At 57.7% G+C, this 26,430-nt stretch carries 21 protein-coding genes; all 21 read left to right on the top strand.

Features of this window, described 5'->3' with window-relative positions; genetic code table 11:
* Positions 1–143: 143 nt before the first annotated feature.
* The 21 genes from ACFFT4_RS06415 (at position 144) to ACFFT4_RS06315 (ending at position 26,206) form a co-directional block, all read left to right on the top strand.
* Positions 144–2,267, top strand: coding sequence for a S8 family serine peptidase (locus tag ACFFT4_RS06415; RefSeq protein ID WP_378046040.1), 2,124 nt, complete (start codon positions 144–146; stop codon positions 2,265–2,267).
* A gap of 54 nt (positions 2,268–2,321) precedes the next feature.
* The gene (locus ACFFT4_RS06410) at positions 2,322–2,585 is read left to right on the top strand and encodes a DUF1146 domain-containing protein (RefSeq protein WP_378046038.1); all 264 of its coding nucleotides are present in this window, start codon (positions 2,322–2,324) and stop codon (positions 2,583–2,585) included.
* Positions 2,586–2,815: 230 nt separating this feature from the next.
* On the top strand, positions 2,816–4,201 hold the full coding sequence (gene murA / locus ACFFT4_RS06405; RefSeq protein ID WP_378046036.1) for a UDP-N-acetylglucosamine 1-carboxyvinyltransferase: 1,386 nt from the start codon (positions 2,816–2,818) through the stop codon (positions 4,199–4,201).
* A 726-nt stretch (positions 4,202–4,927) separates the two neighbouring features.
* Complete coding sequence (gene spoIID, locus ACFFT4_RS06400; RefSeq protein WP_378046034.1) at positions 4,928–6,124, top strand: stage II sporulation protein D; 1,197 nt, start codon at positions 4,928–4,930, stop codon at positions 6,122–6,124.
* A 94-nt stretch (positions 6,125–6,218) separates the two neighbouring features.
* Positions 6,219–6,956, top strand: a complete 738-nt coding sequence (locus ACFFT4_RS06395; protein ID WP_378046033.1) for a peptidoglycan DD-metalloendopeptidase family protein — start codon at positions 6,219–6,221, stop codon at positions 6,954–6,956.
* 591 nt (positions 6,957–7,547) lie between these two features.
* Positions 7,548–8,678, top strand: a complete 1,131-nt coding sequence (locus tag ACFFT4_RS06390) for an HD-GYP domain-containing protein (protein ID WP_378046032.1) — start codon at positions 7,548–7,550, stop codon at positions 8,676–8,678.
* 398 nt (positions 8,679–9,076) lie between these two features.
* Positions 9,077–9,364 (top strand): sporulation transcriptional regulator SpoIIID, encoded by a 288-nt coding sequence (gene spoIIID / locus ACFFT4_RS06385; RefSeq protein ID WP_094047597.1) that lies wholly within the window; start codon positions 9,077–9,079, stop codon positions 9,362–9,364.
* Between the two features lie 199 nt (positions 9,365–9,563).
* Positions 9,564–10,562, top strand: coding sequence for a rod shape-determining protein MreB (gene mreB / locus ACFFT4_RS06380; RefSeq protein ID WP_378046031.1), 999 nt, complete (start codon positions 9,564–9,566; stop codon positions 10,560–10,562).
* 45 nt (positions 10,563–10,607) lie between these two features.
* On the top strand, positions 10,608–11,471 hold the full coding sequence (locus ACFFT4_RS06375) for a flagellar hook-basal body protein (RefSeq protein WP_378046029.1): 864 nt from the start codon (positions 10,608–10,610) through the stop codon (positions 11,469–11,471).
* Positions 11,472–11,485: 14 nt separating this feature from the next.
* Positions 11,486–12,304 carry a flagellar hook-basal body protein gene (locus ACFFT4_RS06370; protein ID WP_378046028.1) on the top strand — a complete coding sequence of 273 codons (819 nt, stop codon included), beginning with the start codon at positions 11,486–11,488 and terminating at the stop codon, positions 12,302–12,304.
* Positions 12,305–12,368: 64 nt separating this feature from the next.
* The gene (locus ACFFT4_RS06365) at positions 12,369–12,602 is read left to right on the top strand and encodes a DNA-directed RNA polymerase subunit beta (RefSeq protein ID WP_378046026.1); all 234 of its coding nucleotides are present in this window, start codon (positions 12,369–12,371) and stop codon (positions 12,600–12,602) included.
* A 120-nt stretch (positions 12,603–12,722) separates the two neighbouring features.
* On the top strand, positions 12,723–13,238 hold the full coding sequence (locus ACFFT4_RS06360) for a CDP-alcohol phosphatidyltransferase family protein (RefSeq protein ID WP_378046024.1): 516 nt from the start codon (positions 12,723–12,725) through the stop codon (positions 13,236–13,238).
* A gap of 168 nt (positions 13,239–13,406) precedes the next feature.
* Entirely contained in the window at positions 13,407–13,844 is a 438-nt protein-coding gene (gene fabZ, locus ACFFT4_RS06355; RefSeq protein ID WP_116060684.1) for a 3-hydroxyacyl-ACP dehydratase FabZ, read from the top strand.
* Positions 13,845–13,874: 30 nt separating this feature from the next.
* Positions 13,875–15,581 (top strand): phospho-sugar mutase, encoded by a 1,707-nt coding sequence (locus tag ACFFT4_RS06350; RefSeq protein WP_378046022.1) that lies wholly within the window; start codon positions 13,875–13,877, stop codon positions 15,579–15,581.
* A 13-nt stretch (positions 15,582–15,594) separates the two neighbouring features.
* On the top strand, positions 15,595–17,664 hold the full coding sequence (locus ACFFT4_RS06345; protein WP_378046020.1) for a DUF5693 family protein: 2,070 nt from the start codon (positions 15,595–15,597) through the stop codon (positions 17,662–17,664).
* Between the two features lie 109 nt (positions 17,665–17,773).
* Positions 17,774–18,253 (top strand): hypothetical protein, encoded by a 480-nt coding sequence (locus tag ACFFT4_RS06340; RefSeq protein WP_378046018.1) that lies wholly within the window; start codon positions 17,774–17,776, stop codon positions 18,251–18,253.
* A 14-nt stretch (positions 18,254–18,267) separates the two neighbouring features.
* Entirely contained in the window at positions 18,268–18,486 is a 219-nt protein-coding gene (locus ACFFT4_RS06335; RefSeq protein WP_378046016.1) for a hypothetical protein, read from the top strand.
* 362 nt (positions 18,487–18,848) lie between these two features.
* Positions 18,849–19,913, top strand: coding sequence for a polysaccharide pyruvyl transferase CsaB (gene csaB / locus ACFFT4_RS06330; protein WP_378046014.1), 1,065 nt, complete (start codon positions 18,849–18,851; stop codon positions 19,911–19,913).
* An 85-nt stretch (positions 19,914–19,998) separates the two neighbouring features.
* A complete protein-coding gene (locus tag ACFFT4_RS06325; RefSeq protein WP_378046434.1) occupies positions 19,999–20,760 on the top strand; it encodes a WecB/TagA/CpsF family glycosyltransferase in 762 nt (253 codons plus the stop codon).
* Positions 20,761–20,897: 137 nt separating this feature from the next.
* Positions 20,898–22,025, top strand: a complete 1,128-nt coding sequence (locus ACFFT4_RS06320; RefSeq protein ID WP_378046432.1) for a glycosyltransferase family 4 protein — start codon at positions 20,898–20,900, stop codon at positions 22,023–22,025.
* Positions 22,026–22,318: 293 nt separating this feature from the next.
* Entirely contained in the window at positions 22,319–26,206 is a 3,888-nt protein-coding gene (locus tag ACFFT4_RS06315; RefSeq protein WP_378046012.1) for an S-layer homology domain-containing protein, read from the top strand.
* The last annotated feature ends 224 nt before the right edge of the window (positions 26,207–26,430 follow it).

Here is a 26,430-nt window from a genome sequence, read left to right as displayed (position 1 = left end):
TTTATTGTAATGCGCTATGGAATGCAAGGAAATGCAAGGAAAAGAGAGTTTTCTGCGGCGGCGATTCAGAAATTGATCAGACCGCGCGGTTACAATAGGAAGGAGCTGCCTGCGATGGCGGGAAAAAAGGCGGTGGAAGCGGGATGAGCAGGAACGATAACGGTTTCCGCGAGCCAAAGCGCTCCGGGTTCGCCCTGAAGCGGAGCGCGCTCGCCGCGCTGTCCGTCGTCTTGATCGGCACCGTGGCGGTCGCGGTGCCGGGACCGGCCGAGCCCGCTCCCCCCAAGTCGGAGGCGATCGTTCGCACCCAAGCCATCGGAACGGATATGATACGCAATGCCCCGGGGCTGGCGCCGCCGCTGCCGGAATTCGTCAAGACGCTGGAATTCGACGAAGCTTGGGCATTGCTGGACAAGGACGTGACGGCAACGATTGCCGTCATCGATACGGGGATCGATTACAATCACCCGGAGCTAAAGCCCTACCTGCTGCCGGGCATCAATCTTGTTAACGCTCGAAAACCTGCTCAGGACGACAACGGTCACGGGACGGCGGTCGCGGGAGTGATTCTGTCCGCGGCCATGGCCGGGGAGACGTCGCCGGGACAAGGCCGATGGAAGGGCAAGCTGCTGCCGGTCAAGGCGCTTGACGAGTTCGGGGCGGGCAACGAGGAGAAGCTTACGCAGGGCATCCGCCAAGCGGTCAACCAGGGCGCCGATATTATCGTCATGTCCCTGGGGCTGAGGCGCGACGCGCAAAGCCTGCGCGAAGCGGTCGATTACGCGGAGAGCCGCGGCGTGCTGCTCGTCGCCGCCAGCGGCAACGACGCGGCGGTATTCGGAGAGACGGCCGCCGTGCAGTATCCGGCCGCCTATCCGAGCGTCCTCTCCGTCGTCGGCATCGAGGACAATCGGCCGGTCGCGTCGTCGACCGCAGGACCGGAGAACGATATCGGAGCGTCCTGGCAGGTGCAGACGCTGGCGATCGGCGGCGGAGGCATCGAGATGGAGGGCACCTCGATGGGTGCGCCGCAAGCGGCGATGGTCGCGGCGATGCTGCAGGCCCTCCATCCGGATTGGGAGCCGCTGCGCATTCGCGAGACGCTTCGCCGGACGGCGACTCCGCTGAACGTGCTGAAGCCGTGGACGCCGAATTCCGGCTACGGGCTCGTGTCGGCGAAGAAGGCGCTGCAGGCCGACGATGCGCGGGATTGGCGGGAGCCCAACAATTCGCGGGCGAGAGCCGCCGAATGGCCGGTCGGCCAGGAAGCCGCGGGCATCTGGGACGGAAAGTCGGATGCGGACTGGTTCGTCTTCGAGGCGAAGTACGACGGAGTATACGGCTTGTCGGGCGATCAGGGCCGCTTCGCGCTGTACGACGGCAACGGCAAGCTGATCCCGCCGAAGCCGGCCGAGTCGACTGCGCAAGGCATGCTGATGCAGTGGCCGGTGAAGAAAGGCCGCAATTGGCTGCTGACGCAAATGCCCGAGAGCTCGAAGGCGGCTTCCCTGCCTTATCGCCTCGTGTCCGGCTTCGAGATGAATCCCGATGCCAGCGAGCCGAACGACACGTCCGCCGCGGCCGCCACGCTGCCCGCCCGCACTCAGAAATGGACCGGAACGTTCCATAAGCGGGGAGACGTCGATTGGTTTTCCGTCACGCTGCCCAAGCCCGGCAGCCTTAAGCTGACGGTGACGCCGGATACGACGCGAATCGATCCGGAGCTGCGCATCTATCCGGCCGGAGGCAATATGATCCTCGTCGATGAGCGCGGCGACGGCGGAATCGAGTACGGTACGATTGCCGGGGCCAAGGCGGGCAAGTATTATTTCCGCATCTCCAATGCGGTGTCGTCCAATCCGGAGCAGGTCGTCGGGACGTATACCGTGCTGATGGAATACATTACCGAGAAGGAAGATTTATACGAACCCAACGACAGCGCGCTCGCGTCCACGCCCCTTGCGTTCGGCAAGACCTACAACGGTCTGATCCAAACGTCCGGGGACCGGGACTGGTATCGTTTTACGCTGACGAAAAAAACAAAAGTAAAGCTCGATGTCGCGAATATTCCGCCGCAGATGAAGCTTAACGTTGAATTGCGGGATAAAAAGCTGCAAACGCTAGAGAAATGGAACAACGGGAAAGACCAGAAGACGGCGGGCGGAGAAATAATGCTGGCCCCCGGCACATATTATGTTCTGGTGACCGCGGACGGGTACGAACGCAATCGATATTACGGATTAAAGCTGCAAGCCGTCGGCGGTTAGCCGTCGAGACCGGTCCGGGCGCGGCCGCCGCCAACCGGACGGAAGGAGTCGTAAATGGGGAACGAATCGGGATTGTTCGAGCTGGCGGGATGGAACGGGTTATTTTCCATATTCGTCACATTAGGCTGCGTCGTTATCGCCTGGATCTCCCTGCAGGAGATCAAGTGGGAGAAATTCGTCCGCGGCGATCCGCGGGGGCCGAAGATTCGCGCGCTGCAATTGCTAACCGCCATCGGATTGGGACATCTCGTCTCCCGGTTCGTGCTCGACTACTGGAATTGGGTCGGCACGCTGAAATGGCTGTTCGGCGGCGGTTAATTTCTTTTCCACCCCGTATCCCGTGATATTTCGCGATATTGGGTAATAATATTACAAACCCAGGCTTCCGTTCGCCGGGACCCGAACGAAGTCGACCGACGGCAGTCGTCCCAAAAAATGCCGCTTGTGCCAATGTTGTTGGAAGTGGTATGATAAAATTTGGGTTTTTCGGAGACGGGTATATTTGCCAGCGCTTCGGAATGAATCTATTACGCGCGGAGGGAACACCCATGAGCAAAATCATCGTCCGCGGCGGACGTACCCTAACGGGAACAGTCCGCGTGCACGGCGCTAAAAATTCCGTCCTTCCGATCCTGGCCGCTTCTTTACTGGCGGAGCAAGGATCAAGCGTCATTCATGACGTTCCCGCCCTGGACGATGTTAAAAATATCCTTCAAGTGCTCGCGGCTTTGGGGGTTTACGCGAAGCATCAAGACGATAGCGTACGACTGAACGCAGAGTCGTTGACCGCATATGAAGCGCCCTACGAGCTGGTCAGAAAAATGCGTGCTTCGTTCCTCGTCATGGGTCCGCTGTTGGCGCGCCTGGGCAAGGTGCGAATTTCGCTGCCCGGAGGCTGCGCCATCGGCACTCGTCCGATCGACCAGCATCTGAAGGGCTTCGAGGCGATGGGCGCGGAGATCGGATTCGGGCAGGGCTCCATCGAAGCGAAAGTGAACGGAAAATTGCGCGGGGCCAGAATTTATCTGGATATCGCAAGCGTAGGCGCCACGGAGAACATCATGATGGCGGCGACGACCGCGGTCGGCACGACCGTGATCGAGAACGCGGCCAAGGAGCCGGAGATCGTGGATCTGGCCAACTACCTGAACGCGATGGGAGCCAGAGTCCGCGGCGCGGGCACCGGAGTCATTCGCATCGAGGGCGTGGAGCGGCTGTGCGCGGCCGAGCACCAGGTCATTCCCGATCGGGTCGAGGCCGGAACCTATATGGTGGCCGCCGCGATTACGGGCGGAGACGTCTATGTCGAAGGCGCGATTCGCGACCATCTCGGTCCGATCATCGCCAAGCTGGAAGAGATGGGCGTGCAGGTCGACTGCGACGAGAACGGCATCCGCGTATGCGCGTTGAAGCCGCTTCGGGCCGTCGATGTGAAAACATTGCCTTACCCGGGCTTCCCGACCGACATGCAGGCGCAGATGATGACGCTGCTGCTGGTCGCGGACGGAACGAGCATTATTACGGAAACGGTGTTCGAGAACCGCTTCATGCATGTCGACGAGCTGATCAAGATGGGCGCGGAGATTAAAGTGGATGGACGCACGGCGATCGTCACGGGCGGCGTTAAGCTCTCCGGAGCAAGCGTGGCCGCAACGGACCTGCGCGCAGGCGCGGCGCTGATCTGCGCGGCTCTGGCGGCGGACGGCAGCACGGAAATCGGCGGCATCCACCATATCGAACGCGGCTATGTGAGCATCGTCAACAAGCTGGCGGATTTGGGAGCGGACATCTACCGCGCGCCGTCGCCGGAGGAAGTGCTGGAGGAATCCGAGAAGGCGGCTCTGCAGCCCGACAAGCTGATGAAGCAGTTCGAGCAGCGCGCCGCGGCCTCGGCGGAAGTCGTGATCCGCAACATACAACCGACGCTGGCGTAACGCGTCGAGCTTCACCAAGCATAAGGATTAACGCGTTCTCATACTTAGTCGCCATCAAGAAGGTAACGCCCCGGGCCTCGCGGTCCGGGCTTTTTTTTATGTGCGGAGTAGATTAATTTTTCGCGCTCCGCTCGAATTGGCTTGCGCAACGGTCTGTCGGACCGTTAGAGGCAGCCGGCCGTTCGGACTGGCTTACGTAGCGGTCTGTCGGACCGTTAAAAGCAGTCGGCCGCTTGGATTGGCTTGCGTAGCGGTCTGTCGGACCGTTAAAAGCAGTCGGCCGCTCGAATTGGCTTGCATAAGGGTCTGTCGGACCGTTAAAGCAGTCGGTCGCTCGAATTGGCCTGCGTAACGGTCTGTCGGACCGTTAAAAGCAGTCGGTCGCTCGAATTGGCCTGCGTAACGGTCTGTCGGACCGTTAAAGGCAGTCGGCCGCTCGGATTGGCTTACGTAGCGGTCTGTCGGACCGTTAAAGGCAGTCGGCCGCTCGAATTGGCCTGCGTAACGGTCTATCGGACCGTTAAAAGCAGTCGGCCGTTCGGATTGGCCTGCGTAACGGTCTGTCGGACCGTTAAAAGTAGTCAGTCCCTCGATTAAGATGGCAGAACGTCGGGGCAACCGCTGTTCTACCTTTTCGCACTCTCGCATATTTTGGAAGCATCGGTCGGCTATGACAGAGGCGGTAGAGCCGGCCGGTTGCGAGACGAGACCAAGCGGGGTGGAAAGGTGAGAAAAAGGAGATACGACTGGCCGGTCCTGGGACGAAAAAGGGGAGGAGTCTCCTGGGCGGTAATCGGGATAGGGTACGGAGCGGGGGCCGCGATTGCCCTCTGCCTGTGGGCGGCGCTGCACGGCGGAGCGGCGGGAGATGCGGCGGGACAGGCTCTGCCGCGAGAGGATGCAATCCGGGAAAAAGGGGCGAGTTCGACGGCGCGACCTTCAATCTCCGCCGGCAAAAGCGACCCGGACGAAACGGAGATAACGGGCGGCCGGGAAGGCGGCAAAGGGCGAGCGGACGAAGGGAACGAGCCTTCTGCCTATGAGCAGCCTCGCATCTCCGTATACTTGTCAAAGACGGGAAAGGTAGAGACGGTACCGCTCGAGACGTACGTTCAGGGCGTGGTGGCGGCGGAGATGCCGCTGGAGTTCCGCCCCGCGGCGCTGGAGGCGCAGGCGGTTGCGGCCCGAACGTACGCGGTTCGCAGGCTGCGGCTGGGCGAGCGGACGGGACCGGAGGCGCAAGGAGCGGACGTGACGGATACGCAGGAGCACCAAGCCTATCTGTCCGTCGCGGAGATGAAGCGGTTAAAGACGGACGATAGAGCCGGCTGGGAGAAAGTCCGCGATGCGGCCGCCGCGACGATGGGGCAAATTCTCGTATACGGGGACGAGCCGATCGAGGCGCTCTTTTTTTCCACCAGCAACGGTTATACGGAAAATTCGGAGGAAGTATTTTCGGTCAAGCGCCCCTATTTGCGTTCCGTGGAGAGTCCGTGGGACCGGGCGATCTCCGACAGGGCCGAGGAAACGATAGAGATGGAGCTGTCGGAGTTCTACGAACGGTTGGGGATCGAGACGGTCGCGGCCGGAGGGAACGCGGCTGCGGCGGAGCGCGTGCGGGTGCTGGAGCGGACGGAGGGACACAGGGTGAAAACGATGCTGGCGGGGGACCGGCGCCTCGACGGGACGGAGGTCCGGCGGCTTCTGGGACTGCGCTCGGCTGCCTTTGATTGGAAGATTGCCGGAGGCAAGGCGGTGCTGACCGTGCGAGGCTACGGACACGGCGTAGGCATGAGCCAATGGGGGGCGGAAGGCATGGCGCGGGAAGGGAATAATGCGTCGCGAATTCTGGCACACTACTATAAGGGAGCGCGGCTGGAGCAAGTTTCTAAGCTTGCGAATGCGTCCGAAAATCGACTATAGGCAAGGTAGAGCTATAAAAATTGTAATCTTCCAGCAAATTCAGGTATAAAACCTCATCACCTGGTAACAATGGCTTACTGAGGTGATGAAAATCATGAATGAAGGAAACAAAACGCCACGCAAAATCGATGAATCCCAAAAGTCGATTGCAGGCACGTCTCCCGCTGTCAGGCCTACCGGATGGAAGAAGTTTCTCTCCAAGCGCTGGGTATTTCCTGCAGCGTACATGGCCGCGGCAGCAATTATCGTAACGATTCTCTGGCTGAACACGGGCAAGGATCCGCAGGATCCCGCTATCCCCGGTCAAGCAGGGGTCGAGAGTGAAGCCGCCCCAAGCGCGAACGGACAGGAAAGTCCGGAAGCGTCGGCCGTCATTGCGAACGGAGAATCGCTTCGCTGGCCGGTAGAGAAGTTCGAGGACATGACGACGCTGATGCCTTTCTACGATGCCGCAGCGTCCGCCGAAGAGCGCGAAGCCGCCATGGTCGTGTTCGAGAACACGTTCACGCCGCATATGGCGACCGATCTGGCTCGCAAGGACGGAGAGTCGTTCGAGGTTCTCGCCGCGCTGAGCGGTACGGTCAAAGTCGCCGGCCAGACGCCGACCAACGGCTACGAGGTGCAAATCGAGCACCCGAACGGCATGGTGACGGTCTATCAAAGTCTCACGGATGTGAAGGTGCAAGTTGGCGACGAAGTAGAGCAAGGCGACGCGATTGCGTCGGCGGGCCAAAGCGAGCTTGAGCCGGACGAGGGTGTTCACGTTCACTTCGAGGTGCGGGAGAACGGCGAGTCCGTCAACCCGAGCAAGCTGATCAAGTCGGAAGAATAAGCGGGAAGCGGCAGGGAAAACAAAGGATCGGAGCGGCCAGTCGGCCTGCTTCGGTCCTTTGTTTTTTTTCTACTGTCGACCCATTGACGTACAGACCGCTAAAAGCGGGCAACTGTCCGAATGGGCTAGCGTAACGGTCGCCCAGACCGTTAAATGCGGGCAGCTGCCTGAATGGGCAAGCGTAACGGTCTGTCAGACCGCTAAAAGCGGGCAGCTGCCTGAATGGGCTTGCGTAACGGTCTGTCAGACCGCTAAAAGCGGGCACCTGCCTGAACGGGCTTGCGTAACGGCCTGTCAGACCGCTAAAAGCGGGCAGCTGCCTGAATGAGCTAGCGTAACGGTCTGTCAGACCGCTAAAAGTGGACAGCTGCCCGAATTGGCCGGGCAGGGCCGTAAAGAGGGTAGGTTGGTAGGGGGGCGCGACTTCTGCGAGTTCATGTATGTGAATGGGTCGGTCATAGTGTTTTTTTGCGTTTTTCGGACAGGGAAGTTGGAAAAAAGAGAAAGTTTCTCGACAGGAAACGGGAGGATATGTCATAATTTTGCAATAGCGAGACGACTAGATCCGATCGTGCGAAAGGGAGGACAGGGATGAGGATCGTGGGAACCGCGGAACTGAAGCCCGGGGACGTGCTGGAGAAGGCGGTGCTGAACCAAAAAGGCATTGTGATGCTGGAGGCGGGCACCATTCTCACGGAGCACTATATTCAGAGATTAAAGACTCTCAGAATCCAATACGTGCATCTGGCCAGCCGGAGCGGCCATTCCGACGACAAGTTCGAAAGAAAAGGGCGCGGAGGGGCCGCGATGGCTTGGGAACGGCCCGACATCGCGGCGATGAAGAACGACGACAAGCCCCGCAAGGAAGCGGGGAAGCTGATCGCCGAGTTCGCGAGCCGGGAGGCGCTCCTGGAGCAGCTCGTCCTCCCGTTCCCGGAAGCGAATTTCCGCCAGACGTTCCGCGACCTGGTCATGGACATCTCCCGCCAGCAGGCGCTCGCCGAGGAGCTCGGGGTGATGCTGCAGACGGATCGAATGCTGTTCGAGCATGCCTTGAACGTCACGCTGTGCTCGAGCATTATGGGAGCGTCGCGCGGACTGGACAAGTCGCAGATGTACGAGCTGGCGCTCGGAGCGATGTTCTGCGATGTCGGCATGACGAGGCTGCCCGTTGATCTCACGAAGGTGAACCGGAAATTGAACGGACCGGAGCTGGAGATTTTGCGCCAGCATACGAGCGAAGGCTACCGGGTGCTGAAAGCGATGAAGGAGGTGCCGCCGCTGGCCGCACAGTGCGCCCTGCTGCACCACGAGCGCTATCGGGGCTCGGGTTATCCGCTCGGCATGACCAACGACAAAATTCCGGAGTACGCCCAGATCGTCGCGATCGCGGACGTCTATAACGCTCTCGGCTCTCCCCGCCATCATCGGAATGCCTATGCGCCGTCGGAGGCGATTGAATATTTGTCGGCGGCGGGCAACTACGATTTCGACTGGGAGCTGACCCGCTCGTTCCTGAACCACGTCGTGATCTATCCGGTGTCGACGAGGATCAAGCTGAGCAGCGGGCAATTGGCGACGGTCATGGAGACGGCGAACCGCCCGATCCAACGGCCGCTCGTTCAGATATTCCGCGAAGCGGACGGAACCGACGTTATCGTTCCGTACACAATGGAATTGCAATCCCATATGAACGTTGTGATCGTCGGCAAGGCCGACTGACCTAGCAAGCTGGAAATTAAGGGCTGTCCCATAAGTCAGGGCAACAAAATGATCGATAACAAGTTGGGGGATATATCTCCTGTAGAGCGAAGCGCCTGCCTCATACGGTCATGAAATTACCCTGTCACGGGTTAATCAAATCCAAATTTCATGACCGAATCAGCAGCGGAAGGAGATATATCCCCCAAAATTATAAGTCGATTGTTTCAGTGGTTGTCCATTAATGACTTATGGGGCAGCTCTTTTTTTATAGGGCTTAAGATGCACCCCGAAAGGCGTCAGTCCCAAGTTTTCCGTCAAAAAAGGGACTTTCCTAGCTTGTCAGGCTTGGCAATCTAGAATAAGTGACCGCGCCCCTCATATACTGTACCAATCTATTTCAGCAGGGAGGCGGGAGCGTGCACGATTATATCAAGGAACGCACGATCAAGATTGGCCGCTGCATCGTGGAGACGCGCAATACGGTTCGTACGATCGCCAAGGAATTCGGCGTCTCCAAGAGCACGGTGCATAAAGACCTGACGGAACGGCTGCCGGAGATCAATCCGGATCTGGCCGACCAGGTCAAACACATTCTTGAGTACCATAAGTCGATCCGACATCTTAGAGGAGGAGAGGCCACGAAAATCAAGTACAAGAAGACTACGGTCAAGAAACGGGAGGTTATGACAGCCGGCAAAGCCTGACCGGCCGACGAATGTCGAGCGGGTCCAGGCGCTCGCGGCGTTCGGATGGGCGTTAAAGCCGCTTGGCGGAGACGATTCGGGAAAGCTGTCGAATTTTCTCCTCTCCAGATCGCTGGAAAAGAAGGATTTGCCGCGCATGCATCGAATATTATACTATTACAAGATCAGACACTCCATTTTGGCGAGGGATAATAGACGCATGTTTAGCAAAGATATCGGCATCGATCTGGGTACGGCGAACGTATCCATTCATGTAAAAGGCAGGGGAGTCGTGCTCGACGAGCCTTCCGTAGTTGCGATTGAAAGCGATTCTCGCAAAGTGCTGGCGGTGGGCGAAGAGGCCCATCGGATGGTTGGACGTACGCCGGGCAATATTATCGTTACCCGTCCGCTCAGGGACGGCGTGATTGCCGACTTCGAAGTGACGGATATGATGCTGAAGGCTTTTATCCAGCGCGTCGGAGGCAAGAGCTGGTACAGCAGACCCCGGATTCTTATCTGCGCCCCCACGAACATTACGTCGGTGGAGCAGAAGGCGATTCGAGAGGCTGCGGAGAGAAGCGGCGCCAAGGACGTGTTCCTTGAAGACGAAGCGAAAGCGGCCGCGATCGGAGCCGGGATGGATATTTTCCAGCCCAGCGGCAATATGGTAGTCGACATAGGCGGAGGTACGACGGATGTCGCCGTTATATCCATGGGCGACGTCGTAACCGCCTCTTCTCTTAAAGTCGCGGGGGACAAGTTCGACGCCGCGATCATGAGATACATAAAGAACAAATATAAATTATTGATCGGCGAGCGGACGAGCGAGGATATCAAGATCAAGATCGGCACCGTCTATTTGGGCGGACGCCGGGAGGAGATCGATATTCGGGGCCGGGACATGGTGACCGGCCTGCCGCTCACGGTCACGATTCATTCGGACGAAGTGCGGGAAGCGCTGTGGGAGCCGATCATGTCGATCATCGCTTCCGCGAAGTCCGTCCTGGAGCGCACGCCGCCGGAGCTGTCCGCAGACATTATCGACCGGGGCGTCATTCTGACCGGAGGCGGAGCGCTGCTCGACGGGCTCGACGCGCTGCTCGCCGACGAGATCAAGGTTCCGGTGCTGATCGCGGAGGATCCGAAGCACTGCGTCGTTAAAGGCACGGGAATTATGCTCGATCATCTGGACAAGATGACTCGCAAGCTGGGATAAGCTTGAACCATTCGAGACCAAGCTCATGCAAGGAGGACAGGCTTCATGCTAAGAGGGCTGTATACCGCCGCATCCGGAATGATCGCCCAGCAGCGGCGGCACGACGTGATCACGAACAATATCGCGAATATCAATACGGTGGGCTTTAAGAGCGGCAACGCGGTCAACCGGACGTTTCCCGAGACGCTCGTCTATGCGATGGGCGGACCGAACCCGTCGGAGGGCAAGATCGGCAAGCTCAGCACCGGCGTGTTCTCGGAGGAGAACCTGCTCAGCATGATGCAGGGCGATTTTAAGGAAACCTACCGCAGCCAGGATCTGGCGCTCTCATCGGATATTTTCGTGGACGGGATCGCCTTCGACGCCTCCGGCAAGTTCGTGGACGAGAACGGCCAGGTCACGTACCAGCCGCAAGCCTTCTTTGCCGTGGACGTGGCGGGTCAGGAACGCTATACGCGGGACGGCAGCTTCAAGACCGCGCCGGACGGCACGCTTGTGACGGCCGACGGATACCCGGTCGCGGGCGCGGACGGACTGCCGATCGTCGTCGATCGGCCGTGGGAGGAGATTGCCGTAACGGCGAACGGCCAACTGGTCGTCAGCGAGACGAGAGAACCGCTGCCCGGAGCTCCGCAGCTTCGCATCATGCGCGTGGACAACCCGAACCTGCTCGTTCGCGAAGGAGACGGACGTTTCCGCTACGCGGGCGAGGCCGGTGGAATCCGGCAGATCGAGGCCGGGGACAGGGTCGAGGTGCATCAAGGCTTCCTGGAGCGCTCCAACGTGGATACGACCCAGGCCGCTATCGATCTAATGGCCGCCCTCAGAGCGTACGAGGCGAATCAGAAGGTTATCCAGACTTACGATCGCAGCCTGGACAAGGCCGTCAACGATATAGGCAGAGTGTAAGAGGGGGATATTAAATGAACGGTTCCATGATTACCGCTTCCGTCTCCATGGGCGCGCTTCAGCAGAAGCTGGACATGCTCGCCGATAACTTCGCCAACGTGAATACGGTTGGTTATAAGCGCAAGACGGCCGAGTTCGAGGATATTTTGACGAGCGTCAACAAGCAGTTGAACGACTTCGATCAGCCGGGACGAAAGACGCCGCTCGGGCTTGTCGGCGGCTGGGGAACCCGGTTGATCTCGATCCATACGGATATGACCCAAGGCCAGCTTCAAGAGACCGGCATTATGACGGATCTGGCGATCGAAGGCAACGGCTTGTTCGAGGTCCGCACGGTTGACGGCGCGCGCGCGTTCACGCGGCACGGCCCGTTCCAGCTGCTTCCCGACGGAGCCGACAATCGGGTGCTGGTTACGAATACCGGCCAGCAGGTCATCGGAGTCGGCGACGAGCCGGTTCGCGTCCCGAACAGCTACGAGCTGCGGATCGCGGAAGACGGCACGCTGACAGGCGTGGCCGGCGACGGCATCGAGACCATCGACCTGGGACGGCTTAAGCTGGTCGAGGTGAATAATGCCGAGCTGCTGCAGACGCTTGCGGATAATCTGTACGGCGTTCCGGCCGGCATAGATCCCAACAGCGCCGTTCGGGAGCTTGCCGACGCGGGCGCGGCCGGCATAGCGGTTCGCCAAGGCTTCGTAGAGCAGTCCAACGTGAACATGGCGGACGAAATGAGCGATTTGATGATGGTGCAACGCGCGTATCAATTAAGCGCCAGGGCGCTGTCCTCCAGCGAACAGATGATGGGGATGGCCAACAGCCTGCGCGGTTAACGCGAAGCGGAACGGAACAGGTTCTCTATCCGCGCCGTTGCTCGTCGAAGGAGACGAAATTTTCATGAAAGCATCTTCCCGTCCGAACGGCAAGAGCAAACCTTCCTTCGGCAAGGTGATCGCCCGGGTCGTTTGGATGAGCGTTAAATTATTGATTATTCCCGTTCTATGCGTGGCAGCGTTAATCGTAGGACTCGCGATCGGATTTTCCGTGCTGGGGGACAAGCCCATGGCGGAGGTATTCGATATGAAGACATGGAAGCATATGTATGATCTCGTGTTCGCGGAGGGCGCTTAGCGCGCGACGGCGCCTTGCAACCGGGACCGCGACTCCCCGGCTCCTGCTCGGGGAGTTTTCATTTGTCGAGGTGAGCGTTATAATGATGGGGAACTTGAGAAAAACGGGGGGAACGCGGGAATGAACGTGCCAAATCTGCTGACGATGTCCCGCTTCGTGCTGATTCCCGTGTTTTTGGTGCTGTATTTCAAAGACCATACGATCGCCGCGCTGCTCACGCTGCTGCTGGCCGGGTTTACCGATTTTCTAGACGGCTACATCGCCCGGCGGAGCGGACAAGTTACCGTCACGGGCAGCATGCTGGACCCCCTTGCCGATAAGCTGACGATGCTGTCCGTTATTCTCGCCCTGCTGATCAAGAGCGTGCTTCCTCTGGGCGCTTTCGTCGCGATGGCTTTCCGGGAATTGGGGATGATCGTCGGCTCGGCTATTTTTTATTTCCGCGGATTCAAGACGGTGCCGGCCAACGGGGTAGGCAAGGCGACGACGATCATCTACTATCTGGCGATCACGCTGCTGTTCCTGGAGTTGCCAGGAGGCGTGCCCGTGCTGTGGGCCGGGATCGTCCTGTCCTTCCTGGCTTCGTTCATCTACTTCATGAAATTTAAAAAGTTAAACGAGGTTTCTCGAGGGTAAAGGGTTAATAGGGAGCAATAAGAGCCTGCCGCCGCTCCGACAGGCCGGGCGGCGGCAGGTGCCTTATATCAACCTCGGCTGCTGCAGCTCGTCCGAGGAATACCTGTATTATTCGCCGCGCGCTTCCGGCTTATGCGCGGCCGACTCACTTCACGGGAGGAATAACTTATGCTCGATATTGTACAAATTCAGGAATTGATTCCGCATCGTCCGCCGTTTCTGCTCGTGGACCGCATTCTGGAGCTTGAACCGGGCAAACGGGCGGTCGGGCTTAAAAACGTGACGATGAACGAGCCGTATTTCGTCGGGCATTTTCCGGGGTATCCGGTGATGCCGGGGGTGCTGATCGTCGAGGCGCTGGCCCAGGTGGGCACGGTAGCGATGCTGGCGCTGGAGGAAAACCGGGGCAAGCTCGGCTTCTTCGCCGGTATCGACGGCTTCCGCTTCCGCGAGCAGGTCAAGCCCGGCGACACGCTGACGCTCGAGCTGGAAGTGACGCGCCTCAAGGGGCCGATCGGCAAAGGCCGGGGCGTCGCCCGCGTGGGCGACAAGGTCGTGGCCGAGGGCGAATTGATGTTCGCGCTGTCCGACCCGTCGAAAGGTTAATCGACCGCCGAAAAGAAAGGGAGTGAAATGATGTCAGCAGTTAATCCGCAGGAAGTATACGAAGGATGGTTAAGCGACGTCAACATAGATGAGAGAACGAAGGAGGAGCTCCGAGGCATCGCCGGACAAACCGCCGAGATCGAGGACCGCTTCTACCGGGAGCTGGAGTTCGGAACGGGGGGGCTGCGAGGCGTCATGGGAGCCGGCACGAACCGGATGAACCGCTACGTCATCGGCAAGGCGACGCAGGGCTTCGCGAATTTCCTGCGCGGCCAGGCTTCGTCTCCTTCGGTCGTCATCGCGCACGATTCCCGCGGCAACTCCGACGTCTTCTCGTTGGAGGCGGCATGCGTACTGGCGGCCAACGGCATTCGAACTTATTTGTTCCCGTCCTTGCGTCCGACTCCGCAGCTGTCGTTCGCGGTTCGCGATCTCGGCGCTACGGGGGGCGTGGTCGTAACGGCGAGCCATAACCCGCCGGAATATAACGGTTATAAAGTATACGGAGCGGATGGCGGCCAGCTTGTTCCGGACCAGGCCGAGCAGGTCATCCAGGAAATTCGCGCGATCTCTTCCTTCGATCAGGTCAAGAGATTGTCGCGCGAAGAGGCGGAGGCGCAAGGGCTGATCGTCTGGCTTGGCGAGGACGCCGATCAGCGCTTCGTGGACGCGGTGGCGGCGCAGGTCGTGCAGCCGGAGCTGATCCGCGGCGGAGCCGGAGCGGAGCTGGGCATCGTGTTTACGCCGCTGCACGGGGCCGGCAATGTGCCGATCCAACGCGTGCTGGGACAGGCGGGCTTCACGAAGGTGAGCGTCGTGAGCGAGCAGGAGCGGCCGGACGGCATGTTCCCGACGGTCAAGTCTCCGAACCCGGAGGAGCAGGAAGCGTTCACGCTGGCGATCAAGCTGGCAGGCGAGGTCGGAGCCGACCTGATTATCGGCACGGACCCGGACTGCGACCGGATGGGCGCGGTCGTGAAGAACGACAAAGGCGAATTCGTCGTGCTGACGGGCAACCAATCGGGCGCTCTGATGGTCCATTATGTATTGTCCAATTTGCAAGCTCAGGGCAAGCTGCCCGAGAACGGCGCGGTCGTCAAAACGATCGTAACGAGCGAGATGGGGGCGGACATCGCCGCTTCCTATGGCTGTAAAGTGTTCAGCACGTTGACGGGCTTCAAGTATATCGGAGAGCTGATGACGAAGTTCGAGAAGGACGGCTCTCATGAGTTTCTTTTCGGTTATGAGGAAAGCTATGGGTATTTGACGGGAACGTATGCGCGGGACAAGGACGCGGTCGTCGCTTCCCTGCTCATCTGCGAAGCGGCCGCTTATTACAAGTCTCAAGGCAAAACGCTGTACGACGTGCTGCTCGAGCTGTACGCCCGGTACGGAACGTATCTGGAGAAGCTTGAATCCCGTACGCTCAAGGGCAAGGACGGCGTGGAGAAAATCGGCGCGATCATGAACGACTGGCGCGAGGCTCCGCCGCAGGAAATCGCGGGCGTGCGCGTGTCGAAGGTGCTGGACTACTCCAAAGGGCTGGACGGGCTTCCGGCCGAAAACGTGCTGAAGTTCCTGCTGGACGACAATTCGTGGTTCTGCTTGCGTCCTTCGGGAACGGAGCCGAAAATCAAGGTTTATTTTGCCGTGCGCGGTCAAGGGTTGGACGAGGCTTCCGCTTCGCTGGAGAAGCTTGTGGCGGTCGTGATGGCTCGCGTGGATTCGCAGGATTAAAGGAGTGACTGTTGTGCCTCAGTGGCTGAATACGTGGAACGCAAAAATGGCGAAATGGCTCTGGTGGGTCGTGCTGCTCGGCGTCGTGGCGGCTTTGCCGGTCGTCTACGCGAGGGAGCAGACGGAGACGTCGGCGGACCAAGTCGCGATCGTAATGGATTACCGGGACTTGCTGCAGGTGTCGAATACGCAGGTCGATCCGCGGCGTTTCGTACAGGAGCAGATTGAGCTGCTGAAGGATGCCGGAGTGAACGGCATGGTCGTGTTCGAGAGCACACTGGAGGAGCTGGGCTGGGCGGGCGAAGTGAACGTGTACAACGCTACGCAAGCCGCGCTGCTCGAAGGCCGCGTCTCTCCTCCGGAGGACAACGGCACTTACGTGATATTCAATCATCCGGAAAGCGAAGCGACGCTGCGTCCGATTATCGAGTGGGCGTTCCGGCATCATGGGGCGGAAGTGGCGAGCTGGTCGTTCGGGGGCCATGGGGGCTTGCGCCTTGGCATGGGCTACGACGATGCGCTGCTGCGTCCGATGCAGCCGAACCCGATCGCGATCCAATCGCTCCGGGATGCGGGGTTTCTCGTGTTTCCGCGGCTTTCGGACCGGTTCGATCCGTTCGATCAGACGGAAGTGGCGAAATGGCTGGATTCGTACCAACAGCTCGGAATCGACCGCGTCGTATTCGACGGCGAGGCGGTGACGGGTTATGCGGACGACGACAAGAAGAATAAGGGGATCACGCGTTTTGCCGGCGAGCTGAAGGAGCACGGCATCGGAGTGGCGATCTTCGAAAACTTGCGCATCCCGCAGAAGGGCATGTCCAAGCTGGCCAATCTGCTGCGCTACAACGCGATTCGGGCGCATTCCGTCAGCGAGGCGGAGATGTCGGCCGTCAAGAAGCCGGTGCTGGAGGATCGGCTCGTGCTGGCCGTGAAGGACCGCAATATTCGTTTCCTGTATTTGAACGCAACTACCGTACGCGATGCGACAAAAGGGCAAGTGACGCATCCGCTGCAAAATATCGCAGATGTGCTGAAGGGCGAAAAGGACGAGGACGGAAACACGGTCAGCGTTGGCGTCGTCCAGCAGCTGCGCGACTTCGGCTTCGAGATCGGCTCTCCGAAGGCGTTCCAGGTCGAGCACGCCCCGGTGGAAAAAGTGCTGCGGGGAATCGCGATGCTGGGCGCGATTGCGCTGGTGGCGCTGACGATCGGTCTGTTCCTGCCGTCGCTGCGGCTGCTGTCCCTGGTCGTGGGAGCGATCGGAGGAGCGGGGCTGTACGTGCTGAGCCCGACGCTGATGGTGCAGGCGCTGGCGTTGTTCGCGGCGATCGCCGCTCCGACGGCGGCCGTCGTGCTGCTCGTCAAGCGAATCCGGACTTTGCGGGACAGCTCCGGCGAGCCGGCGATGTCGCCGCTTCACAGGCTGGGCGGCGCGCTGCTGCTGTTCGTCCGGACGACGATTCTGTCTCTGGCCGCCGTGCCGCTCGTCGTGGCGCTGCTCAACCATATCTCGTACAGCTTGGTGCTGCAGCAGTTCCGCGGCGTCAGCATTTTGCACTTGCTGCCGATTGCGCTGGTCGCGCTGTACGTCTTCTTGTACGGCTCCGGCAATACGGTTGTCGGCAACGCCAGGAAGATTCTGTCCATGCCTTTGACGGTTCTGTGGATCGTGGGCATCGGGATTATCGCCGCGGCGGGGCTCTATTACCTGTCCAGAACGGGCAACAGCGGCCAGGTGACGGGAATCGAGCTGAAGTTCCGCTCGCTGATGGAGAATGCGTTCGGAGTCCGTCCGCGGACGAAGGAATTTTTGCTGGGGCATCCGTTGTTCTTCGCCGGCATTTTCGTGGCGCTTCGCTATCGGTGGGGCATGGTGCTGCTGGTGCTGGGCACGATCGCGCAGCTGTCGATGGTGGATACGTTCGCGCATATTCATACGCCGCTGCTGCTGTCGTTCATTCGCGTGCTGCTCGGCCTGGGCCTCGGCTTGATCATCGGGCTGGTCGCAATCGGCGTCTGGCAGGTGCTGGAGCGTCTGTGGGTACGCTGGGGTAAGCGGGTATTGGAGGATGCGGGGTAATTCGTACTCGCGGAGTGTAAGTCCGAACGATTCCGAAAAGCGGTTGATCAGTTACTTATTTTGATTGGCCGCTTTCGGATAGCTTGCTTATCTCTTGGAGGCGAGCGTATTGTCATGGAGACTAATAGATTCTCTCAAGAATGAGTTTCGTGGCGAATTTTCCGTGCTTACGCAATCTGAAGCCAAAAAGCTTGGCAGAGGATGGTTTAAGTGGGCCAACTATATGGCTCACAAAGATAAGGCTCATATGCATGTTTACAAGCTGCAACGAGTTGGTTACGCCGATATACTGGGTATTATCTCTATTACTTACAGAGATGGCGTCTTCATTGATTCGCTTGAAATTGCTCCGCATAGTCGGCGAATGCCAAATCATCAAAGACGTTATGTGAATCTTTGCGACGTTATGATTGCGTTTGCCGCTTATTGGGGAATTGACCGCTATAATGACGGTTTTATTGGGTTGATTCCAAAGACGGGGTTACGGGAACATTACGAACGCAAATATTATGCATACCCGTTGAATCTTGGCATTTATGCGATTGACACCCCTGTTACATCCCGGTTGATTAGGTTATACTTGTATTAGAAGGAGATGATCATATGCGTAAGCCTCGAGGGTATGCCCGGATCATCCGCAATGTTTCTGCCGTTCAAGGGCTGATTGTTCAGCCGTCCAGCCTATCTCAAGACCAGATTGCTTCGGTCATGAGGGAAGGTCGTAAACGCATGATTGAACGTTATGGAACTTCAGCAATAAACGAGTCAGTACAGATGACACAACAACATATCGAAAGCACGAAAAGAGGAGTCCGGATCTAATCGGGCTCCTTTATTTAGGCGAAAGAGAAAATGAAAATATTTTTATGGAAATGGACCGCCGGTATGGTGTAACGTTACTATTAGTTGTAGGGAAAGTTTGGGCAGCTGTGCGCGGCGGATTAAAACGGAACGATGTGATGTAGGACAGGGCGGATTGGAGCATCCTACAACTATCTATAGAGATAAGGCAACGACGGGAGCGGAGGATAATCGGACAGCGGGAAGGAAAAGGGCAAGCGAATGAAGAAACGCGCGCAGTTCAGGGAGAGAAAGGACGGGAAACCGGAGCAGATGCCGGGAAACGGACTTATCGTCTCGTGCTGTCGGGGTATTACGGTTTTAAGAACAGCGGGGACGAAGCGGTGCTGAAAAGCATCCTGGCCGCGCTGGAAGAGGCGGCGGACGCTGCGGGAGCGAAGGTTGAGCCGATCGTGCTGTCGGGAGATCCGGAATGGACGGCCCGGCAGTACGGCGTCGAGGCGGTGCCGCGCATGAAGCTGGCGGAGGTCCGGAGGGCGCTGAAGGCGAGCGACGGGCTGATCAGCGGCGGGGGCAGTTTGCTGCAGGATGCAACGGGCTTGGGCTCCATTCCGTATTATTTAGGGATTATGGAGCTGGCCCGCTGGTGCGGGAAGCCGACGTTTGTGTATGCGCAGGGCATCGGGCCCGTGAATCGGGCGATGTTCAAGCCGCTGATCGCGCGAGCGTTCAAGCGCGCGCGGTACGTGTCGGTGCGGGACGAGGAGTCGGCGGCGCTGCTGCGCGGCTATGGCGTGTCCGCGTCCCGCGTGGAGGTTGTGCCCGACCCGGTGATGGGTTTGCCGCCGGGAGGGAATGGCGCCGACGATGAGGGCGGCGCCGATGGAGGGGACACGCTGCCTGTGGTGGGCGTGTCCGTGAGGTTTTGGCGCAGCGACCGCGCGGACCTGGACCGCGCGGCTGCGGCGCTTGAAGCGCTGGCCGCGCGGGGCGTGCGGGCGCGGCTGCGCTTCCTGCCGTTCCATCGCGGCGCGGACGAGGATGCGTCACGCTACGTGATGGAACGGCTGGCGCGCGCGGGGGCATTCTCCGAGCGGGAGCTCGAGTTGGCCCCGGCGCACGACGACCCGCAGCGGATGTTGCGGGAGGTGGGCCGATGCGCGCTGCTCATCGGGATGCGGCTGCATTCGCTGATCTATGCGGCGAATCGGGAGGTGCCGCTGCTCGGCATCTCGTACGATCCGAAGATCGACCAGTTCCTGCAGCGTCTCGGCGAGCAGGCGATCGGGTCGACCGAAGCGCTCGACGCCGAGGCTGCGGCGGCGAGAGCGGCGGAAATTTTGCGCGACCCCGGCCAATGGCTGGGCGAGAAGCAGGACACGATTCGCAGGCTTAAGGAAGAAGCTGCCAAACCTTCGCAACAAATTATGTCGTTCATACGTATTTAATATGTAGGCTAACGTCGATTCAGGGGAATCCCGGTAGATGAGACGAAATGTCCGATAAGTTGGAGTTGACCTTTCAGTGGATGCGATGACGAAGCCGTTTCCTACGGTTTCCTTGTATGGTGTACCGTTTTCGAAGATGGATATGCAGGAAACAGTCGATTATTTGACGAAGGCGATCGAGGAAAGAACGCCGCACCGGGTCATTACCGGCAATCCGATCATGCTGATGGTCGGGCTGGAGAATCCGATCTTCCATCGCGCGCTCGCCACCGCGGATCTCGTCGTTCCCGACGGCTCCGGCGTGGTCTGGGCGGCGCGCCGACTGAATCAGCCGGTGAAGGAACGGGTGGCGGGCTTCGACCTGATGCACGAGCTGCTGAAGGAAGGGAACGTTCGGGGCTGGAGCGTCTATCTGCTCGGCGCGACTTCGGAGGTCATCGAAGCGGCCAAGGAGAAATTGAGCGCTCAGTTTCCCAAGGTTCGTTTTGTCGGCTGCAGAGACGGTTATTTTAAGGATAGCGAGGATGAAGAGGTCGTGGCCGCGATTCGCGAGGCGAATCCGGACATGCTGTTCGTCGCCCGGTCCACGATGAATCAGGAGCCGTGGATCGAGAAGTATCAGGCTCGGCTGGGAGTACCTGTGGTGATGGGAGTAGGGGGCAGCTTCGACGTGGTGTCGGGCAAGCTCAAGCGGGCGCCGGTCCTTTTCCGCAAAGCGGGGATGGAATGGTTGTATCGCCTGCTGCAGGAGCCGTCGCGGTTCGTGAGGATGCTGGTATTGCCCCGTTTCGCGCTTAAAGTGATTAAAGACGGAGATAAAGTCCTGAAAGCGGGCAATCCGTCATGAAAGAGCTCGTGAAAATCGTTTAATTCATGAAAAACGGCTGAAAACGACGATTTGAACACCTTGTTGAATTTCTTGTAGCGGGAGTATAATTCATTCCGGTACAGAAAAAAGGGGAGTTGTGAATGTTGTCCGGTTGGATGCTAGGAATTGCACTTATTTCATTCATTGCGGCATTGGTTTTAGCGCTTGTTCTGACGCCGCTCGTCAAGAAGCTCGCTTACCGCGTCGGCGCGATCGACGTGCCGAATCACCGCAAGGTCCACACGAGGACGATGCCTCGTCTGGGGGGCGTCGGAATTTATGCGGCGTTCACCATTGGCTTGCTGTGCATCATGCCTTTCGTACCGGAAGGCTACTTGAGCGCTTACGACCGCAACCTCATTAGCGCGCTGCTTGTCGGCGGCACCGTGATCGTGCTGCTGGGCGCGCTTGACGATAAATACGATTTGAACGCCAAGCTGAAGCTGCTCGTGCAGATCGGCGCGGCCTGCATCGTCGTCTTCGGTTTCGGAGTCAAGATCGACCTGCTGAACATTCCGTTCGGCTCGGCGATGCAGCCTCTTGGCGAATGGGTCAGCGTCGCGATCACGATCGTGTGGATCGTCGGCGTGACGAACGCGATCAACCTGATCGACGGGCTGGACGGCCTGGCCGCCGGCGTGTCGGGGATCGCCATCGCCACCATTCTCGTGATGGGCATTATCATGAGCAACGAGGCGGTTATTTTGCTGGCGGCTCTGCTGCTTGGCAGCATCGGGGGCTTCCTGTTCTTTAACTTCCACCCGGCGAAAATTTTCATGGGCGACTCCGGGGCGCTGTTCCTCGGCTTCGCGCTGGCGACGCTGTCGATGCTCGGATTTAAGCAGATTACGGTCGTGTCGTTCGTGACGCCGCTGCTCATTATCGGCGTACCGCTGTCCGATACGTTCTTCGCCATCGTCCGCCGCTGGAAGAAGGGCAAACCGATCTTCGAAGCGGACAAAGGCCATCTGCATCACTGTCTGCAGCAGCTCGGCTTCAGCCACCGCAAAACGGTGCTGATCATCTACGCGATTGCGGCATTCTTCGGCACTTGCGCGGTTGTCCAGTCGGCGGTCACGAACACGGGACTGGGCAACTGGATCACGTTCATCGTCATCTGCGCGCTCGTATTTCTGCTCCAGATCGGCGCCGAGCTTATCGGCATCGTCGACAAGACGCGCCGCCCGGTCCTGGACTTTCTGGCCCGGCTTCGGATGAAGCCTCAGACGGATTCTCGGAAATAGGCGCCTTCCCTGAACGATAAAGACCCGACTGTATGTTCCTTGAAAACAAGGGGAATACAGTCGGGTCTTTTTTGCCGTCATGTCTAAAATATTCCGCCGGGCTGCCCGATAACAAAGATACGGAACTTTTGCGGAAGCCTGGCGTCTAATGGAAGAACGTGCCGTTTTAGGCGAATGCCGCCAGAGGGGGAGGGGCGCAATTTTCAATTTGTACAAGAGGAGATCCGGAGGAGATCAGTTATTTTTTAATTCGGAGCCGTTTCGGTTCTAGCGATACATAAGGAGGAGCATACGTGAGGAAAATATTATCGGCACTACTGGCGCTCGTACTCGCCGTGACTTTGGTACCGGCGGGGCTGATCAAGCAGGCTAGCGCGGCGGATCCGGCGACGTATTTTATACCGGATAATACGGTGATTCGGGGAACCGCTTTGCGAGTCATCAACGAACCGTCAAATACCAATCAGTTGACCAGAGATAACGCCTATACGACGACGAACGGAACGCTGACGATTACAGGAACGTTCTCCTATGTCGCGGCGGCATCGATGAGTGTCAAAATCGAGCAACTGAATTTGCAGTCGAATAATACATGGACCCCGGACAGCACCCGGTTCACGACAGGCTCCGTGCAAGAAGAGCCGAATAGCGTCAATAAGTTCCGAGCGTCGAACCTGACGCTGTTTCCCGGGATGAACCGAATTACGTTTTCGGGAACTCAGGGGACGATTCAACGTTCCGACACTTTTTATGTGTTATATGACCAAATTCCATACGTGGAAAGCCTTAAGGTGAACAGCGGCTCCACTTCGTTTAACCTTAACGAAGGAGCCAGAGCGGTAGTGCCGGTACAGATGATTACCATTCAGGGCGTCGTGCGCAACGCTACGCAAGCGTCTATCAGCCTGAATGGCGGCAACCCTATCGTGTCTTACGTGTACGAGGAAGGGACATTGTTCACTCCGGCGCTTACGCTCAAATCGGGATTAAATATAATTAAACTGTCGATCACGAACGGCGCCAATACGGTGAACATCACGAGAGAGTTGTTTTTCTTCGATGCCAATAGCCCGTTTACCGATGTGCAATTGGTTCACGGCAGCGCGAAATATCCAATCTTAAATGAAACGCCTCAAGTATCGACGGCCATAACCGGCAATCCGGCAACCGTTCCCGGAGAAGAAGGAACTCTGGAAGTTACGATGCTCGTGCCGTATCATGCCGATGCTTTCGGCGGAAACGCTACGTTCACGTTGAATAACAGTACGTCGGCCACGATCCCGACCGGGGACATCATCGGAACCGAGATCATCATTCCGGGGAGCGACGGGTTTACGCCGCAGTATCGATTGGTGACGTTCAGGACACCGGCATCGGCTCCGTTCGCATTCGAAACCGATACGGCGGTAACATCGTACAATCAGATCCAGAACGTCAGATTAAATGTGACATATAAGTCGTTCAGCACTTCGTTCGAAGGCCGGTTCAGATTTGTTCCGAACGATACGGTCATCAAGAATATTCAGTACTTGCCGAATTATGATCCTGCCGCGATTACCGATATCGACGATGCGGACAAGGAACCGCTGAACGGGGCTCAAGTAGAGGATACTTCTTTCTACATCCTGGTCGAAACGGGCAGTGCGCCATCGGGATTGTTGGAGGCAACCTATTTGCCTCTCAATACAGCCGGGCCTACAATTACTACAGCGCCGCAGCCGACGGGCTTGTCCCCGACACAAATTGTTTATCAAGTAACGAACTTCGCGGTCGGCCAGCAGAAAGTTCAGTTCAAATATCCAGGCTCCGCGTCGACTTATATCGCGGACGTATCCTACGCGTCCAAAAGCTATATCTACGTGGCTAACCTGTATGACGGACAGACCTATACGTTCAACTCGAAAAACACCAACACCATTACGGTTAACGGAAAATTCATGGGATTCCAATCCATCGTGGCCGAGCAGTTTTTCGTGAATGGTACAGTAGTGACTCCGACAGGAACGCTGCCGGACTTTACGCTCACTTTGAGTGTAGGCGGGGCTGGACCGCTCGTGTTCGGAGAAAACAAGATTCTGATCAAGGCCGTTAATCAGAATGCCGGAATTTCGCAAGAGATCATTAAGGAAATGCGAATTTATCTGATCGACGAGAACATCTCCACGATCAAGAATTTTACGCCGAATCTTAGCACGAATACACGCGAAGCCTTCCAATATCCTAAGGTGGAGGACTATCTGGAACAAGAACTGGCGAATATTTTCACGGTTCCCCCAGAGTTTGCGCTGCAGGACGGCAAATATGTAACCAGCGAGACGAAATATGATCTGGTATTACGGGGCAGCGGCGCGTCGATCCTGAATATCAAGCGGGGATCCAAGCTGATTTTCACGCATAATATCCCTGTAACCGCCGCGGGAACGAGCACGGTAGACGCGGACTATCCGGATCTGGAGACAGGTAATCCGGGGGCCTTCAAATTCGACTTCGCGGGCGAGGAGAAGGACTTCATTCTCCGGCTCAGGGACATGGTTTTCGAGGCGCCGGGTTCTCATGTGTATACGCTCGAGCTGATCAACGAGACGGGAGCGCGTTCCACCCAAGTTCTAGAGGTTACACGCGAATTGTCGCCGTTCCGGATTCTCTCTCCAAGACCGACCGTGGGCGAACAAATTATCGTCAACAAGAACTTTGTTCATTTCGATATCGAGGCGGAAGGCGCGACCGAAGTAATTATCGAGAAGGCAAATGCGGTTAAACGCGAGGATTTGACCAACCGTTTTGTTTACGATTTTGTCGGGTTGAAGCCGGACAAGGTGACTCCGATCAAAATTCAGATCAAACGCGCGGATACGACGCTCAATTATACGGTTCAGGTGTACTACTCCAGTACGGTTCAGGTCGATACGCAGTACATGCAGAAGATGTCGACGAAGTTTGATGTCTTCAACAAGGGTTTGCAGCTCTCGTTCCCGAAAGGAACAGTACTGAAAGCCGCCAAGCCAAATTCGACGGGAATCACGAAGCTATACAACGATACGAATGTTTTGTTCGGCATTGCGGATCCAGCCGACGGAGTGGTCGAGCGCAAAAACGATTACGGCAATATTATCAACATCAACAACGATGAAAGAACGTTCCAAGGCTTGAGTCCGATTTTTATTCCGAGCTATCTGGTCGTTCGGTTCAGCAACAACAGCAACACGTTCAACTTCACTCCGATTTCTCCGACCTATTGGATCAGCGGCGGGGTCGGCGAATTGGGCAATCGCGGTGAAGTCGGATACAAACCGGCTATAGGCGGCTTGGCGCCATACTCTGTCGAAGGGAGATTTACGGAGTATCCGCTGGAGCGCAAAGTCGTTCCGTCCAACCGGGGCAACCTGACGTTGAAGTTTGATGAAAACGTAGTGGACGAGGCGGCGTACACCGTATCCGTATTCCGTTACACGGATAGCGGCAACTGGGAGAATATCGGCGGCGAAGTCAACGCGAAGCAGCATACGATTACGGTCCCATTCGACGACTTTGGCTATTATCGCGTCGTGAAGCTGCGCAAAGGATTTACGGATATTACAAACCATTCCTGGGCCCGCAACATTCTGAATGCTCTGTATGCGAAAGGCATCATGAATAATATCCGATCCGACGAGTTCGGCGCCAACGATACGACCAATCGCGGCGAGTTTGCAACCTTGCTGGTCAAAGGCCTGAGCCTGCCGCTCAACGCCGAAGGAGCTCAAACCTTCTTCGATGTCGGACCGGGAACGAAAACCGATACGTGGAGCTACGAATATATCGAGACGGCGGCCAGAGCCGGCATTGTAACGGGACTGGACGAAGGATTCTTCGGCCCGGGAATGCCGATATCCCGTCAAGAGGCCGCGGTCATGATCGCAAGGGCTTTGAAGCTGAAGCTGGCGGTTAACAATTCCAAGCTCGAAGCCAATCTTGCGAAGTCTTTCGTGGACTCCGGGCTCATCCAATATTATGCTCGACCGGCGATAGACGCCGTTAACAAAGCCAAGATTATGTCTGGTTCTCCGTCAACCTTGCCTGGAGAAAAGAAGCCGGTATACAGCTTTAACCCTCGGGGATATATGACTCGCGCGGAGGCCGGCAAGATTGCGGTGGCGCTCCTGCAGAAGAGCACGAGCATCTTCCCTAAAAACTTGAGTTAACCGTATAAGCCAGCAGAAGGGAAAGCCTCGCGCTCTCCCTTCTGTCTTTCTCTATCTTGGTTTTATAGGAAAAGATTTGACAATGATTTAAAGGAATGTCCAAGCTATACTAGAGTAGCGATTAGGCTTACATAACGAAATGGTTTATTCGCGCAGACAAAGACGAAAAATCTTCAAGTAATTTGAGTTCGGCCGCAACTTTTCATGATTCCATGCGTTTAAAG

The organism is Cohnella cellulosilytica (assembly GCF_042431195.1).
In the GTDB taxonomy this organism is placed as follows: domain Bacteria; phylum Bacillota; class Bacilli; order Paenibacillales; family Paenibacillaceae; genus Cohnella; species Cohnella cellulosilytica.
This window is presented reverse-complemented; position numbering and strand designations above follow the sequence as displayed.